This window comes from Microbacterium sp. HSID17254 (assembly GCF_003989315.1).
GTDB lineage: Bacteria > Actinomycetota > Actinomycetes > Actinomycetales > Microbacteriaceae > Microbacterium.
The window spans coordinates 75317-90669 of record NZ_RBLT01000011.1 but is presented as its reverse complement, the minus strand read 5'-3'; the positions used below and the strand labels follow the sequence as shown (position 1 = coordinate 90669).

The 15353-nt window shown below is 68.0% G+C and carries 12 protein-coding genes and 2 tRNA genes; 1 reads left to right on the top strand and 13 read right to left on the bottom strand.

The window, feature by feature from the left end; all coding sequences use genetic code 11:
• Positions 1-33: 33 nt before the first annotated feature.
• Positions 34-1155 carry a M24 family metallopeptidase gene (locus tag D8M34_RS08915; protein ID WP_126893795.1) on the top strand — a complete coding sequence of 374 codons (1122 nt, stop codon included), beginning with the start codon at positions 34-36 and terminating at the stop codon, positions 1153-1155.
• Positions 1156-1164: 9 nt separating this feature from the next.
• On the opposite strand, the gene D8M34_RS08910 is transcribed toward D8M34_RS08915, so the two are convergent.
• The 13 genes from D8M34_RS08910 to D8M34_RS08850 form a co-directional block, all read right to left on the bottom strand.
• Positions 1165-1240, bottom strand: a tRNA-Ala gene (locus D8M34_RS08910).
• A gap of 26 nt (positions 1241-1266) precedes the next feature.
• Positions 1267-1340, bottom strand: a tRNA-Ile gene (locus tag D8M34_RS08905).
• Positions 1341-1425: 85 nt separating this feature from the next.
• The gene (locus tag D8M34_RS08900; RefSeq protein ID WP_126893794.1) at positions 1426-2334 is read right to left on the bottom strand and encodes a DUF4097 family beta strand repeat-containing protein; all 909 of its coding nucleotides are present in this window, start codon (positions 2332-2334) and stop codon (positions 1426-1428) included.
• The gene (locus D8M34_RS08895; RefSeq protein WP_025102879.1) at positions 2331-3020 is read right to left on the bottom strand and encodes a LuxR C-terminal-related transcriptional regulator; all 690 of its coding nucleotides are present in this window, start codon (positions 3018-3020) and stop codon (positions 2331-2333) included. The genes D8M34_RS08900 and D8M34_RS08895 overlap by 4 nt, the downstream gene beginning before the upstream one ends.
• Positions 3008-4339, bottom strand: coding sequence for a sensor histidine kinase (locus D8M34_RS08890; protein WP_126893793.1), 1332 nt, complete (start codon positions 4337-4339; stop codon positions 3008-3010). Before D8M34_RS08890 ends, D8M34_RS08895 begins: the two co-directional genes overlap by 13 nt.
• A gap of 161 nt (positions 4340-4500) precedes the next feature.
• On the bottom strand, positions 4501-4905 hold the full coding sequence (locus D8M34_RS08885) for a DUF3566 domain-containing protein (RefSeq protein WP_025102877.1): 405 nt from the start codon (positions 4903-4905) through the stop codon (positions 4501-4503).
• The gene (gene gyrA / locus D8M34_RS08880; RefSeq protein WP_025102876.1) at positions 4902-7457 is read right to left on the bottom strand and encodes a DNA gyrase subunit A; all 2556 of its coding nucleotides are present in this window, start codon (positions 7455-7457) and stop codon (positions 4902-4904) included. The genes D8M34_RS08885 and gyrA overlap by 4 nt, the downstream gene beginning before the upstream one ends.
• Before the next feature lie 72 nt (positions 7458-7529).
• Positions 7530-9611, bottom strand: a complete 2082-nt coding sequence (gene gyrB / locus D8M34_RS08875) for a DNA topoisomerase (ATP-hydrolyzing) subunit B (RefSeq protein WP_082758468.1) — start codon at positions 9609-9611, stop codon at positions 7530-7532.
• A gap of 118 nt (positions 9612-9729) precedes the next feature.
• Positions 9730-10239, bottom strand: a complete 510-nt coding sequence (locus tag D8M34_RS08870; RefSeq protein ID WP_025102874.1) for a DUF721 domain-containing protein — start codon at positions 10237-10239, stop codon at positions 9730-9732.
• Positions 10232-11446, bottom strand: a complete 1215-nt coding sequence (recF, locus tag D8M34_RS08865; protein WP_062765906.1) for a DNA replication/repair protein RecF — start codon at positions 11444-11446, stop codon at positions 10232-10234. Before recF ends, D8M34_RS08870 begins: the two co-directional genes overlap by 8 nt.
• Before the next feature lie 52 nt (positions 11447-11498).
• The gene (gene dnaN, locus D8M34_RS08860) at positions 11499-12641 is read right to left on the bottom strand and encodes a DNA polymerase III subunit beta (RefSeq protein ID WP_025102872.1); all 1143 of its coding nucleotides are present in this window, start codon (positions 12639-12641) and stop codon (positions 11499-11501) included.
• Between the two features lie 482 nt (positions 12642-13123).
• Complete coding sequence (gene dnaA / locus D8M34_RS08855) at positions 13124-14515, bottom strand: chromosomal replication initiator protein DnaA (protein WP_062765903.1); 1392 nt, start codon at positions 14513-14515, stop codon at positions 13124-13126.
• A 183-nt stretch (positions 14516-14698) separates the two neighbouring features.
• A complete protein-coding gene (locus tag D8M34_RS08850; RefSeq protein WP_025102870.1) occupies positions 14699-15334 on the bottom strand; it encodes a hypothetical protein in 636 nt (211 codons plus the stop codon).
• Positions 15335-15353: the final 19 nt, after the last annotated feature.

The window sequence follows — 15353 nt, the reverse complement described above, 5'->3', positions numbered from 1 at the left end:
CGCAGCGGGGCCGCTCGCGTTAGCGTGGTGCCTGTGAGCACCCTTCCCTTCTCCGCCGCCGTCTACGCCCGCCGTCTGGCACGCGCGCAGGAGCGCGCCCAGGAGGCTGGCCTCGACGCGATCATCGTCGGCCCCGGCCCCGACCTGCAGTACCTCCTCGGCGTCGAGGGTGACACCATCGAGAGGCTGACCGCCCTCGTCCTGCCGCCGCAGGGCGCGGCGACGGTCATCGTCCCGCGGATGGAGCTCGCCAAGGTGCGCAGCACGGCCGTCGGAGAGCTCGGACTGACCGTCGCCGACTGGGTCGACGGCGACGATCCGTACGCCCTCGTCGCCGCGGCGACAGGTCCCGTCTCCCGCGTCGGGGTGTCGGATGCGCTTCCCGCGCTGCACGTCGTCCCGATCGGGGAGCGGCTGCAGGCCCGGCTCGAGCTCGCGACACCCGTCCTCCGCGAGGGCCGGATGACCAAGGACGACGAGGAGATCGCCGAGCTGCGCCGAGCCGGCGCGGCGATCGATGCCGTGCACCGCCGCGTGCCCGGATGGCTGCGCGCCGGCCGCACCGAGCGGGAGGTCGCCGCCGACATCGCTGCGGCGATCGTGGAGGAGGGGCATCGGACCGTCGAGTTCGTCATCGTCGGCTCCGGGCCCAACGGCGCCGACCCGCACCACGAGGTCTCCGACCGGGTCATCGAGGAGGACGACGTGGTGGTCGTCGACATCGGCGGCGCGGTGCCGAGCGGCTACAACTCGGACAGCACGAGGACCTACGTCGTCGGAACTCCCGATCCGGTGGCAGCCGATCGCATCGCCACCCTCGTCCGCGCCCAGCAGGCGGCCGTGGACGCGGTGCGCCCCGGGGTCACGGCGGCGGAGGTCGACGCGGCCGCCCGCTCGGTTCTCACGGAGGCGGGGCTCGGCGAGGCGTTCCTGCACCGCACGGGTCACGGGATCGGCGTCTCGGTGCATGAGGAGCCCTACATCGCCCCCGGCAACGACCTCGTGCTGCGAGAGGGCATGGCCTTCAGCATCGAGCCCGGCATCTATTTCGCCGGCGAATGGGGCGCCCGCATCGAGGACATCGTGGTCGTGACGGCGGACGGCGCCGAGCGCCTGAACACGGCGCCGCATGAACTCACGGCGACCGACCGGTGAAGGGGAGGATGGTGGAGCCTAGGAGATTCGAACTCCTGACATCCTGCTTGCAAAGCAGGCGCTCTACCAACTGAGCTAAGGCCCCGTGAGGGAATTCTTGAATTGAAAGGGTGGGGCTACCAGGACTTGAACCTGGGACCTCTTCATTATCAGTGAAGCGCTCTAACCGCCTGAGCTATAGCCCCGTCAACCTCCAGAACTTTACCGGAGTTTCGCCGAAAATCCGAATCGAGGGCGAGGACCCCCTCCGGGATCCTCGCCCTCGGCCGGTCACCGTCCCGGACTGACGTCCACGCTGCCGGCCGACACGGACACGTCGATCGTGCGGCGAGCGCTCGGGGACTCGTCGACCCGGGCATCGAACGAGCCCGCGTTGACGTCCTGACTGATCCGATACTCCACGTCGGGAAGGGTCAGATTCAGCGATCCGGCGCTCACGTCGATCGTGGTCGTCGTCGGCGCATCGCCGGTCAGCTCCACCGTCAGATCGCCCGCAGCGATGCCGAGATCCGCCTGATCGACGCCGTCGAGGAGGACGTCCGCGCGTCCCGCGTTCATCTGCACATCGAAGGCCGAGGCCGCACCGGAGACGTCGAGGGATCCGGCGTTGATCTGGACTTCCAGGGAGCCGAACTCACCGGAGACGTCGAGAGCGCCGGCATCGAGAGTGAGACTCGCGTCGAGGTCGGAGCCGCTGAGCTCCTCCGGCAGCGTGAGGACTGCGCGCTCGTCGTCGCCGAACCAGTTGCCGAACCACCAGCCGAAGGCCGGTCGAGGACTCCGGACGACGAGCTCGTCCGCCTCGCGCTCGAACGTCCACGCACCGCGGCCGTTGGTCACGGAGAGCTCCGCCGCGTCGACATCGCCGAAGTCGATGCGGACCATGCTCGCGTCGGCGTCGAGATCGATCGCGGTGACGCCGTCGACGTCCACCGTCTGCACCGAATCCGGTCGGCTGGAGGAGAGGAGGGTGCCGGTCGCCGCGACGGCCGCCGTGCCTCCGGCTCCGAGCAGCGCGATCCCACCGACCACCGCGGTGACGATCATGACGGCGGTCGCTCCGGACGAGCGCCGGGGTCCGGGCGCGCCGGGCGCCGCCGCGGGGGAAGCCGCGGACGGCGGCGGGGGAGGAGTGATCGGGGTGTGGCCGCCCTGTGCTCCGGTGTTCTCGGTGGTCATCGTGTGACTCCTGTCTGGCCGTTCGGCGGCGTCGTGCCGCCCGTGTTCTCGAGGTGGGCGAGGGCGGCGAGCACGCGGCGGTTGCCCGACTCGTCCTGTTCGAAGCCCAGCTTCTGGAAGATGGAGGTGATGTGCTTCTCGACGCTCGCCGCCGAGAGGAAGAGGAGGCCGGCGATCGCCTGGTTCGACTTGCCCTCGGCGAGCAGGGCCAGCACGGTGCGCTCCCGCTCGGTGAGCCGCATCATGCGGTCGTCGCGGTTCCGCCGGGTGAGGAGCTGAGCCACCACTTCCGGGTCGAGCACCGTGGCCCCGTCGGCGATCCGCTGCACCGAATCGATGAACTCGGCGACATCCGCCACCCGGTCCTTCAGGAGGTAGCCGAGCGGACCGCCCTGCGCGGCGATGAGATCCGACGCGTAGCGCTCCTCCACGTACTGCGACAGCACGAGGATGGCGAGCGCCGGGTGCACGGCACGGAGGTCCAGCGCCGCGCGGATGCCCTCGTCCGTGAACGTGGGCGGGAGCCGCACATCGAGGATGCAGAGGTCCGGGGAGGTGGATGCCACAGTGGCACGGAGGTCGGTGGTGTCGGTGAGGGCGGCGACCACCTCGTGGCCGGCGTCCTCGAGCAGACGCACGAGCCCCTCGCGCAGGAGGACGGAGTCCTCGCAGATCAGGATGCGCATGGCACGTTCACCTCCAGGCTGGTCGGACCGCCCTGCGGGCTGTCGAGTCGGAACGTTCCGCCCGCGGCGAGGATCCGGTTCGCGATGCCGTCGAGGCCTCCGCCCGGGATGACCTGGGCTCCGCCCATGCCGTTGTCCTCGATCCGCGCCCAGAGGGTGTTCCCCTCGCGGAGCCGGACCGTGACCCGCGCCTCGCTGGCCCGGGAGTGCTTCGCCGCATTGGTCAGCGACTCGGCGATGGAGAAGTACACCGCCGCCTCCGCATCGCGCCCCGGCCGCGGAGCCCCGGAGCCGTACCCCTGGGTCCCTGCGCCGCCACCCTGGGTCCCTGAGCCTGTCGAAGGGTCCATCCGCACGTCCAACTGCACGGGGATGGGGGAGCGGCTGGCGAGCGCCGACAGTGCGGCGTCCAGGCCGCGATCGTCGAGCACCGACGCGTGGATGCCCCGCGCGAGCTGCCGCAGCTCGGTGATCGCCGCCTTGGTCGACGTGTGCGCCTCGGAGATGAGCTCCTTCGCGGCGTCGGGATCGGTGTCGATCTTCTGCTGCGCGAGCCCGAGGGTCATCCCGACGGATACGAGCCGCGGCTGGACGCCGTCGTGGAGGTCGCGTTCGATCCGCGTCCGTTCCAGGTCGGCGGCGCGGACCGCTCCCTCCCGCTGGGCGGTGGATGCCCGCACACGCTCGGTGAGCTCGACCTCCCGGGCCCGGGCGACGATCGCCAGCGCCAGCGTGCGAGCCAGGAGGGCGAGGCCGATGATGCCGGCGGCCGAGGCGAGCGCACCGAGGATGCCGATCAGGGGCGCCCAGGACACCGGGATCTGCCCGCCGCCGAAGGGACCGATGATCGTCTCGGCCGAGGTCAGCGGCGCGAAGGCGATGATGATCGACCAGAGGAGGGCCCAGAAGAGCCGCAGCACCACGAAGCCGAGGACCGCGGTGATCGCGAAGTTCGCGACCGCGCGCCACATCCGTCCGTCGATGGCCTGCCGCCCGAGTGAGCGGAGCCAGCCGCCGAAGCCGGGACGGTCCCGCGGCTGGAGCCGGAGCGGGGCGTTCGGCACGCGGTACAGGCCGGCGACGCGGGAGATCTCGAACCAGCCGACGCCGAAGAGCGCGTACACGAGGCCCACGAGCACGACGATGCCGACGCCGAAGACGAAGAGGAGTCCGAGCCCGGTGCCGAGGAGGCCGCCGAGCATCCCGAAGATGCCGCCGCCGATCACCCCGACTCCGGCGAGGTGCAGGATCGTGAGCGGGATGCGCAGCGGCGGCTTCCCGGTCGCAGCAGCCTCGGGGGTCGCAGTCTGTGTGGTCATGCTTCCACGGTAGGGCCGCCGCACGACCGCGCCCACCGAGTCAGCCGGACACTCCCGTTCGGGTTTTCCCTACCCCGCCGAAACCCCGCTCTATCGCCGAAACCCCGGCCTGCATCGGTGCGCAGGCCGGGGTTTCGGCGGAAAGACGGGGTCTCGGAGGCTCAGTTCGACATGAAGCCGACGAGCAGCCCTCCGGTGACCTTCACGGCCAGGTTGTAGATACCCGCGACGACCGCACCGAGCACCGTGAACACGATGAGGTTGAGGATCGCGACGACGGCGGCGAACGCCATGACCTGCGGCAGACCCACGAGCTCCGACAGCGGGATGGCGCCGTCGGTGAAGCTGCGCACGAACTCGTCGGCCGTGGACATGATGCCGGTGGCCTGGAGCACGAGGAAGATCAGGAAGAACGACACCATCGTGACGACGGCCAGTGCGACCGCTCCCAGGAAGGAGAGCTTCACGGCGGACCAGAAGTCGACGTAGACGAGGCGCAGACGGACCTGCTTACCGCCGGTCTTCCGTGTCGACTTCTTCGCCAGCTTGTCGGCCACTGTGCTCATGCGTCTGTATCCTCGGGTGTCTCAGTCGTCTGGGGGGCCTCGGCATCGGCATCCGGCTCGGTCTCCTCTTCGGTGAGACCACGCTCGCCGTTCCGGGCGATGGCGAGGATGCGGTCAGCCTCCGTCGTGCGGGCGAACACCACTCCCATGGTGTCGCGACCCTTGGCGGGGACCTCGGCCACGGCAGAGCGTACCACCTTGCCGCTGGACAGAACCACCAAGACCTCGTCGTCCTCGGACACGATCAGACCACCCGCGAGAGTGCCCCGATCGTCGTTCAACTTGGCGACCTTGATGCCGTATCCGCCGCGCCCCTGGACCCGGTATTCCTCGACGGCGGTGCGCTTGGCATAGCCGCCGTCGGTGACGACGAACACGTACTTCCCGGGTGCAGCGACGGAAGCGGACAGCAGGCTGTCACCCTCGCGGAACTTCATGCCCTTCACACCGGCGGTGGCGCGACCCATCGGGCGCAGGGCCTCGTCGGTCGCCTGGAACCGCACCGACATCCCCTTGCGGCTGATGAGGAGGATGTCGTCCTCGGCGTTGACGAGGAGAGCGCTGACCAGCTCGTCCTCGTCGTTCAGCCGGATCGCGATCACGCCGCCCTGGCGGTTGGTGTCGTAGTTGTCGAGACGGGTCTTCTTGACCAGGCCGTCGCGCGTGGCGAGGACGAGGTAGTCGGCCACGGCGTAGTCGCGGATGTCGAGGACCTGCGCGATGCTCTCGTCCGGCTGCAGCGCGAGGAGGTTCGCGACGTGTGTGCCCTTCGCGTCACGCCCGGCCTCCGGCACCTCGTACGTCTTCGCGCGGTAGACCCGGCCCTTGTCGGTGAAGAACAGCAGCCAGTGATGGGTCGTCGTGACGAAGAAGTGCTCGACGATGTCGTCGGCGCGCAGCTGGGCGCCCTTGACGCCCTTGCCGCCGCGGTGCTGGGAGCGGTAGTTGTCGCTGCGCGTGCGCTTGATGTAGCCCTCGCGAGTGACGGTGACGACCATCTCCTCTTCCGCGATGAGGTCTTCCATCGACACGTCGCCGTCGAAGCCGTGCAGGATGTGCGTGCGCCGCTCGTCCCCGAACCGGTCGACGATCGCGGTGAGCTCCTCGCGGATGATCGTCCGCTGCCGGCCCTCATCGGCGAGGATCGCCTTGTAGTCCGCGATGAGCGCCTCGAGCTCGTTGGCCTGGTCGATGATCTTCTGACGCTCCAGCGCGGCGAGGCGACGGAGCTGCATCTGCAGGATGGCATCGGCCTGGATCTCGTCGATGTCGAGGAGCTTCTGCAGACCCTCGTTCGCATCCTGCGTCGTCTGGGAACGGCGGATGAGCGCGATAACCTCGTCGAGCGCGTCGAGCGCCTTCAGATAGCCGCGCAGGATGTGCATGCGCTTCTCGGCCTCGTTCAGCCGGAACTGCGTCCGTCGCACGATGACGTCGATCTGGTGGGCGATCCAGTTCGAGATGAAGCCGTCGATCGCGAGCGTCCGCGGGACGCCGTCGACGATCGCGAGCATGTTCGCGCCGAAGTTCTCCTGCAGCTGCGTGTGCTTGTAGAGGTTGTTCAGCACCACCTTCGCCACGGCATCGCGCTTGAGCACGACGACGAGGCGCTGACCCGTGCGGTCCGAGGACTCGTCGCGGATGTCGGCGATGCCGGTGATCTTGCCGTCGCGCGCGAGGTCGCCGATCTTGACCGCCACGTTGTCGGGGTTCACCTGGTACGGCAGCTCGGTGATGACCAGGCAGGTCCGCCCCTGGATCTCCTCGACGTTGACGACCGCGCGCATCGTGATCGAGCCGCGGCCGGTGCGGTACGCCTCGTGGATGCCCTTCGTGCCGAGGATCTGCGCGCCGGTCGGGAAGTCCGGTCCGGGGATGCGCTGGATCAGCCCGTCGAGCAGCTGCTCCCGGGGGAGGTCCGGGTTGTCCAGCGCCCAGAGCGCGGCATCGGACACCTCGCGGAGGTTGTGCGGCGGGATGTTGGTCGCCATGCCGACCGCGATGCCGACCGAGCCGTTGACGAGGAGGTTCGGGAACCGGGACGGCAGAACCGTCGGCTCCTGGGTCTGGCCGTCGTAGTTGTCGGCGAAGTCGACGGTGTCTTCTTCGATGTCGCGCACCATCTCGAGCGCGAGCGGGGCCATCTTCGTCTCGGTGTACCTCGGTGCCGCCGCGCCCATGTTGCCGGGCGAGCCGAAGTTGCCCTGGCCGAGAGCGAGCGGGTACCGGAGCGACCACGGCTGCACGAGACGGACGAGCGCGTCGTAGATCGCCGAGTCGCCGTGCGGGTGGTACTGACCCATGACCTCGCCGACGACGCGGGCGCACTTGGAGAACGACTTGTCGGGGCGGAATCCGCCGTCGTACATGCCGTAGATCACTCGGCGGTGCACCGGCTTGAGACCGTCGCGCACATCGGGGAGAGCACGGCCGACGATGACCGCCATGGCGTAGTCGAGATAGCTGCGCTGCATCTCCGACTGCAGATCGACCTGGTCGATCTTGCCGTGCTCGTGGCCCTCGGTGATGTCGGGGCGTTCTTCGTCAGTCATGTGTCTTTCCTGGTTGGCTGAGCTTGTCGAGGCGTCGGATCCCCTGGCACACGCTCAGGGACCCCGCGGTGATCAGATGTCGAGGAACCGGACGTCCTTGGCGTTGCGCTGGATGAAGCTCCGACGCGATTCCACGTCCTCGCCCATCAGCACGCTGAAGATCTCGTCCGCGGCGGCGGCGTCCTCGATGGTCACCTGGCGGAGCGTCCGGGTGGTGTGGTCCATCGTGGTCTCCCAGAGCTCCTTGGCGTTCATCTCGCCGAGACCCTTGTAGCGCTGGATGCCGGCGTCCTTCGGGATGCGCTTGCCGTTCTCCAGCCCGTAGGCCAGCAGCGCGTCGCGCTCGGCGTCGCTGAACACGTACTCGTGCGCCGCGTTCGACCACTTGAGGCGGTAGAGCGGCGGCATCGCGAGGTACACGAAGCCGGCCTCGATGAGTCCGCGCATGTAGCGGAACAGCAGCGTGAGCAGCAGGGTGGTGATGTGCTGGCCGTCGACGTCGGCATCGGCCATCAGCACGATCTTGTGATAGCGCGCCTTCTCGATGTCGAACTCCTCGCCGATGCCCGTGCCGAAGGCCTGGATCATCGCCTGGACTTCCTTGTTGCCGAGCGCCTTGTCGAGACGCGCGCGCTCGACGTTGAGGATCTTGCCGCGCAGCGCGAGGATCGCCTGCGTGTGCGGGTCGCGACCCTGCACCGCCGAACCACCGGCCGAGTCTCCCTCCACGAGGAAGATCTCACTGATCGACGGGTCCTTGCTCGTGCAGTCCTTGAGCTTGTCGGGCATGGCCGCCGACTCGAAGACGCTCTTGCGACGGGCCGTCTCGCGCGCCTTGCGGGCGGCGAGCCGCGCGGTCGCGGCGTCGATCGCCTTGCGGATGACGTTCTTCGCCTGGTTCGGGTTGCGGTCGAACCAGTCGCCGAGCTGGTCGCCGACCACCTTCTGCACGAACGCCTTCGCCTCGGTGTTGCCGAGCTTCGTCTTGGTCTGCCCCTCGAACTGGGGCTCGCCGAGCTTGATCGAGATGACGGCGGTCAGTCCCTCGCGCACGTCGTCGCCGGAGAGGTTGTCGTCCTTCTCCTTGAGGAGGTTGTTCGCACGGGCGTAGCGGTTGACGAGCGTGGTGAGCGCCGCCCGGAAGCCCTCCTCGTGCGTGCCGCCCTCGTGCGTGTTGATCGTGTTGGCGTAGGTGAACACGTTCTCGGTGTAGGACGTGGTCCACTGCATCGCGACCTCGAGGGAGATCTTGCGCGCCGTGTCCTCCGACTCGAAGGCGATGATCTCCTCGTTGACGACCTCGGCGTGGCGCACCTTGTTCAGGTACTCGACGTAGTCGACGAGACCGCGCTCGTAGAAGAAGACGTCGCTCGGCTGCTTCGTGACCGCCTGGCCGTCTTCCTCCGTCTCGTACGCCGACTCCGGCCGCTCGTCGGACAGCTCGATGCGCAGTCCCTTGTTGAGGAACGCCATCTGCTGGAACCGGGTGCGGAGCGTGTCGTAGTCGAACTCGACCGTCTCCTGGAAGATCTCCGCGTCCGGCCAGAACGTGATGCTCGTCCCGGTCTCCTCGGTGGCCTCGCCCTTCTCGAGCTTCTGCTGCGGGACGCCGCCCTCGGCAAAGCTGTGCCGCCAGACGAAGCCCTTCTGCTTGACCTCCACGTCGAAGCGGGTCGACAGCGCGTTCACCACCGAGGATCCGACGCCGTGCAGACCGCCGGAGACGGCGTAGGCCCCGCCGCCGAACTTGCCGCCCGCGTGCAGGATCGTGAGCACGACCTCGACCGTGGACTTCGACGGGTCGGAGGAGTGCGGGTCGACGGGGATGCCGCGGCCGTTGTCGACCACGCGCACGCCGCCGTCGGCGAGAAGGGTGACGAGGATCGTGTCGGCGTAGCCGGCCAGCGCCTCATCGACGGAGTTGTCGACGATCTCGTAGACGAGGTGGTGCAGTCCGCGGGGTCCGGTCGAGCCGATGTACATGCCGGGGCGCTTGCGCACGGCCTCGAGTCCTTCGAGGATCTGGATCGAGTCGGCGCCGTACTCACCGGGCTGCTGCTTCTTCGGTGCGGGTGCCGCCGATTCTCCGGCCTGTGAGCCCGACGAAGCGTCGTTGTTCGGTTCCGTCTCGTCAGCAGGGGATTCAGGCGTCATCAGAGGGCATTCTCCAGATCGATATCTCGAACTCCCATTCTAGCCGGGTTTCGAGTCGAAATGCCGCTCAACGGCCGCGTGTGGCCCTCTGAGCGTTTCGGACCCCTTGCATGGTGCCCTACCCGTAGGTATCGCGCGGGCCCCGCCCTGGAACGGCTCTGGGACCCCATTTCCACGAGGGGACGTCCGGTCCGATGAAGCGGAGGTTCTCCACCCCCGCCTCCGGATACCGTCGTCCGATCTCGGTGAGGATGGTCGCACGCATGAACTGCAGGTTCTTCGCCCACGCCGTCGAATCGCACTTCACGGTGAGCAGTCCCCGCTCGAGCGACACCGGCTCCGAGTGCTTCGCGGTGTCCGCTCCGGCGAGGTCGGCCCACTGCCGGACGAGGTCCTCCCGCGCGAGCGTCGTCTCCCAGCCGGATTCACGGGTGAGGGTGTCGAGGACCGCACCGAGGGTTCCCGGATCGCGTCCGGGAGTGAACGGCGCGTTGTCGTCGTCGACCGAGATCCGTCGCTTGCGCTTCCAGTTCTTGGCGCTCGGCTTGAGCCCGCGCAGCCGCAGATAGGTGGCGACGGTCTCCGGCGCCTCCGCCGGAGCTGCGCTGTCCGTGACGACGTCAGTCATCCTGCGCACCCTCCTCTTCCTGCGACCGGTCGCGCTCGTCGGTGATGGTCCCCGCTGCGATGCGCACGACGTGGGCGTGAAGCACATCGGGGATATCCTCCTCCACCGCGGCAGTCACCACTACCTGCTCATAGCCCGCCGTGAGGGCGGCGAGACGCTGGCGCCGATCGGCGTCGAGCTCGGCGAAGACGTCGTCGAGGATGAGCACCGGGTCGCCGGCGGGAGACTCGCTGCGCAGCAGCTCGGCGGATGCCAGCCGCAGAGCGAGCGCGACCGACCAGGACTCGCCGTGCGAGGCGTAGCCCTTCACGGGAAGGTCGCGGACCCGCAGCACCAAGTCGTCCCGATGGGGTCCGGTGAGGGTGAGACCGCGGTCGAGCTCATTCGATCGTTTGGCCGCCAGCGAGGCGCGGAACATCTCGGCGATCCGGCGGGAGTCTCCGCGCACGTCATCCACGGGAGTGGGGCCGTCGGCGGCGTCCCGATCGTCGTCGTCCTCCGGATCGCTGCCGGCGACGGACAGGGCCCAGTCCAGTTGCGGTCGGTGATCGGCGCCCGCAATCGCCGCATAGGCATCGGCCACCGGCTGCTGCAGATCGGAAGCCAACCGCTGCCGCGCCGTGATGATCTCCGATCCCAGCGAGACGAGCTTGTCGTCCCAGACGTCCAGGGTGCTCAAGGCCTCACCGCGGATGCCGCGCGCCCGCGCCGACTTGAGAAGGGCGTTGCGCTGCTTGAGCACGCGATCGTAGTCGGCCAGTACCGCGGCGAGGCGCGGGGTGCGCTGGATGAGGAGTTGATCGGCGAACCGGCGCCGAGCCGACGGGTCTCCACGGACGATCTGGAGGTCTTCCGGCGCGAAGAGGACGACGTGCGCGTAGCGGGGGAGCTCGTTGGTCTTCGACGGCGAGCCGTTGATGCGCGCCTTGTTCGACCCCTGTCGATTGAGCTGTACCTCGACGAGCACACGCCGCTCACCGTGGGAGAGCCGCGCACGGATGACCGCGTAGTCCTGGCCGTCCCGCACCATCGGAGCGTCGGACGACACCCGATGCGACCCGAGCGTCGCGAGGAAGACCACGGCTTCGGCGAGGTTCGTCTTGCCCTGGCCGTTCCGCCCGACGAGGACGTTCGGCCCTCGGTGCAGGGCGAGTTCCGCGGTCGCGTAATTGCGGAAATCGACCAGGCTGAGGTGCTCCACAATCACGGAGCCAGCCTACCTTCCGGGTCGGACACTCCCTCGGGGCGAGAGCTCGCGCTCAGCGCAGGAGGAGGTTGGGCTGCAGCAGGTACTTGAACGAGTCCAGGCCCGCCTGGTCGACCGAGGTCTGGCTGGTGATGAGCACGGGGCTGAGCTTGTTGGCGTTGTCGCTGGAGGTGAAGGTCACCCGCACGAACTCGCTCTTGACCGCGCCGAGCGCCTCGATGAGGTACTGCGGGTTGAGCCCCAGGGTCACCTCGTCGCCGCCGGAGAGGATGGCGTCGACCGACTCGGAGGCGCGGGCGTGCTCGCTACCGGAGGCGTCCATCGTGACGCTGTCGGTCGAGAACGTGAAGCGCAGCGGCGCGGCGCGGTCGAGCACGAGGGACACGCGGCGGACGGCCTCGATGAGGTCGGCGGTGTTGACGACGGCGTAGTGGTCGGTCTGCTCGGGGAAGAGGCGCCGGACCGGGGGGAAGTTGCCCTTGATGAGCAGCGAGGTCACGGTCTTGTTGCCGGCGGTGAACGCGATGATCTCGCGGTCTCCGGCCCCCGAGAACGCGATCTGGATCGTGCCGGCGTGCCCGAAGGTCTTTCCGACCTCGACGAGCGTGCGAGCGGGGACCAGCGCGGTGGCCTCGACGGCTTCTCCATCCCACGGCACGTCACGGAGCGAGACCCGGTAGCGGTCGGTGGCGACGAGGCTGAGGGTGTGTCCGGTGACCTCGAGCTGGACACCCGTCAGCACCGGAGTCACGTCGTCACGGGATGCGGCGAAGCCGACCTGGGCGATCGCGGTGCCGAATTCGTCGGCCGGGACGACGCCGGAGGATCCGGAGACCTCGGGAATCGACGGGTATTCCTCGACCGGCATGGCCGCGAGGGTGAAGCGCGCCGAGCCGCAGGTCACCGCGATCCCGCCGTCATCCTCCACGGCGATCTCGATGGGGGCGTTCGGGAGGCGGCTCGCGATGTCCGAGAGCAGGCGGCCGTGGACGAGGATCGTGCCCGGGGTCTCGACCGTCGCCTCGATGGTGGTCCGTGCGGAGGCCTCGTAGTCGAAGGCCGAGAGCGTGAGTCCCGAACCGTCGGCCTCGATCAGCACTCCGGCGAGGATCGGCTGCGGATTGCGCTGGGGGAGCAGCTTGACGACGAAGGACACAGCCTCGCTGAAGACATCGCGGTTGACCTGAAACCTCACGGGTGCTCCCTTGTCGTCGAACATGACGGGTCGTCGTCGGGCCCTGCCTGTGCAGGGAATCCCATGCTAGCCCCACAGTCCTGCGCTTCCCTACGCCGGAGGACTTGTGATGCCCCGGACCGGTTCTCCCCACCGTCTGGTGATCGGATCGCACCCTGAATGACTTAACTCCTTAACGGTGTTAACACCTGTGGATACTGTGGATAAGTCGGTGGAAAGCAAGCGCGAGTAAGGAACTACACACTTGTCACTTGTGGAGACCCTGAGGAATCCGCGGGTGGACGAGGGTCCGTCGCGATCAGACCGTCCCGCGGTTATCCACAGGTTTCCCCGATCGACACACATCTGCGTCGGCGCGTTCCACGGTCATCCACAAGTTATCCACATGTGCATAGACGTATTTATCCGGCGGTCAGGGACCTGTCAAACGCCGAAGGGACGCCCTCCGGTGTCGGATGGCGTCCCTCTCGTGCGCTCAGGCGTCAGCGACGACCGAGCTGCGTGGTGATCTCGGTCACCTGGTTGTAGATCGAGCGGCGCTCCTTCATGAGCTCGCTGATCTTCTTGTAGGCGTACATGACCGTCGTGTGGTCCCGGTTGCCGAAGAGCTGCCCGATCTTCGGGAGGGAGAGGCTGGTGCGCTCACGGCAGAGGTACATGGCGATCTGCCGTGCGGTGGCGATCTGCTGCGAGCGGCTGGAGCCGTAGAGATCGTCGACGGTGAGCTTGAAGTACTGTGCGGTCGCCGTGATGATGTCGGTCGGCGAGATGATGTTGTCCTCGGCCGTGTCGATGATGTCCCGCAGCACGGTCTGGGCGAGGGAGATGTCGAGGGCCGAGCGGTTCAGGCTCGCGAACGCCGAGACGCGGATGAGTGCGCCCTCGAGTTCGCGGATGTTCGAGGACACGACCGTGGCGATGTACTCGAGCACCTCGTCGGGGATGTGGAGGGCTTCGCTCTGCGCCTTCTTGCGCAGGATCGCGATGCGGGTCTCGAGGTCGGGTGCCTGCACGTCGGTGATGAGGCCCCACTCGAAGCGGCTGCGCATGCGGTCCTCGAAGCCGGTCAGGTGCTTCGGCGCGACATCGCTCGTGATGACGACCTGCTTGTTGTGATCATGCAGGGTGTTGAAGGTGTGGAAGAACGCCTCCTGCGTCTCCGCGCGCCCCTGGAGGAACTGGATGTCGTCGATGAGGAGGATGTCCACGTCGCGGTAGCGCGCCTGGAACGCGGCACCGCGGTTGTTGGCGATCGAGTTGATGAAGTCGTTCGTGAACTCCTCACTCGACACGTACCGCACCTTGACCCCCGCATAGAGGGACTGCGCGTAGTCGCCGATGGCGTGGAGGAGGTGGGTCTTGCCCAGTCCGGAGTCGCCGTAGATGAAGAGCGGGTTGTAGGCCTTGGCCGGCGCTTCGGCCACCGCGACCGCCGCGGCATGGGCGAACCGGTTGGACTGGCCGATCACGAAGTTGTCGAAGGTGTACTTCGGGTTGAGGCGCGACTCGTGACGCACGGCCGCGGGCTGCTCCATCGGGGACTCGGCGCGCACCGGTTCCTGCCGACCGAAGTCCGCCACGGCGATGGGGGCGGTGGGCTGCTCGGCCAGTTCGTGGTTCACGACGACCCGGTACGAGGTGACCTCCTCGCCGATGTGCGCGAGGGCTTCCATGATGGGCAGCCGGAGGCGCTTGTTGATCTGGGCCGCGGTGAGGTCGTTCGGCACCTCGAGGTAGAGCGTCGCCGACATCACGCCGGCCGGTACCGCGAGACTCAGGAACCCCTGGAGCTGGGGGGTGACCCGGTCGTCGGCTTCCAGCAGCTCCTGCACCGTGGTCCAGATCGGGACTTCGGGCTGGGCTGATGAGGACATGGTGCTCCGGACGATGTTCGGGAAGGGAGCGCGGGAGAGGCTGCCCTGTGGATAACTACGGATGCCCACGCTAGTCATCGTCGTCGGGAACGGCAACCTGCCGCGGAGAATCAAGCCCCGTGGCGGCTCGGTCGCGTGGCCGGGGTTGTGGATAGCTCCTGTGTGGAGCGGAGGCGAGTGCTCTCAGTCGGCGTCGTACTCGCAGCTGACCGTGCCGGAATCCGACGTCTCCTCGACGACCAGCTCGTCGTTCCAGTAGATCTTGCATCCCACCGTCTGATCGTCGCTGTCGGTGGGTGCCGTGATCGTGATCCAGGCCGACGACTCCGACGTGGTGTACTGCGCGTTCCCGACCGCCGGCCAGGGGAGGGTCCTGGTCTCGGTGTCGCTGCTGAAGGTGGCTGTCACCCCGGACTGCGGTCCCGTTCCTTCGAGGAACACCTTGTTCAGCGGGGGTGACCAGAGTCCGCTCAGGAAGACGATCAGCAGGATGAGCGCGAGGAGGAGGGCGGCGAGGGCGGCTGCCAGCCCGAGACCCGCCGTGCGGCGCTCGTCCGAAGGAGCGCGGCGCGCGCGGCGGGCAAGGACGATTCCGCCGATCGCGGCTGCGGCGCCGAGGACGAAGACGGGGATCAGCCAGGGATTCTGGAGCGCGTAGTACGGAACGGCGAGGGCGACCAGGAGGATGAGAGAGACGACTCCCGTGGCGATCGCCGCGGTGGGGAGCGTCCGAGTCCGCCTGCCGTCGCGGGTGGTCTCGGAACCGGAGTCGGAATGGGTCTGCTGGTGGGTCATCGCGGCCTCTCGCTGGGACAGCACTTCCCGCTCATCGACGGTT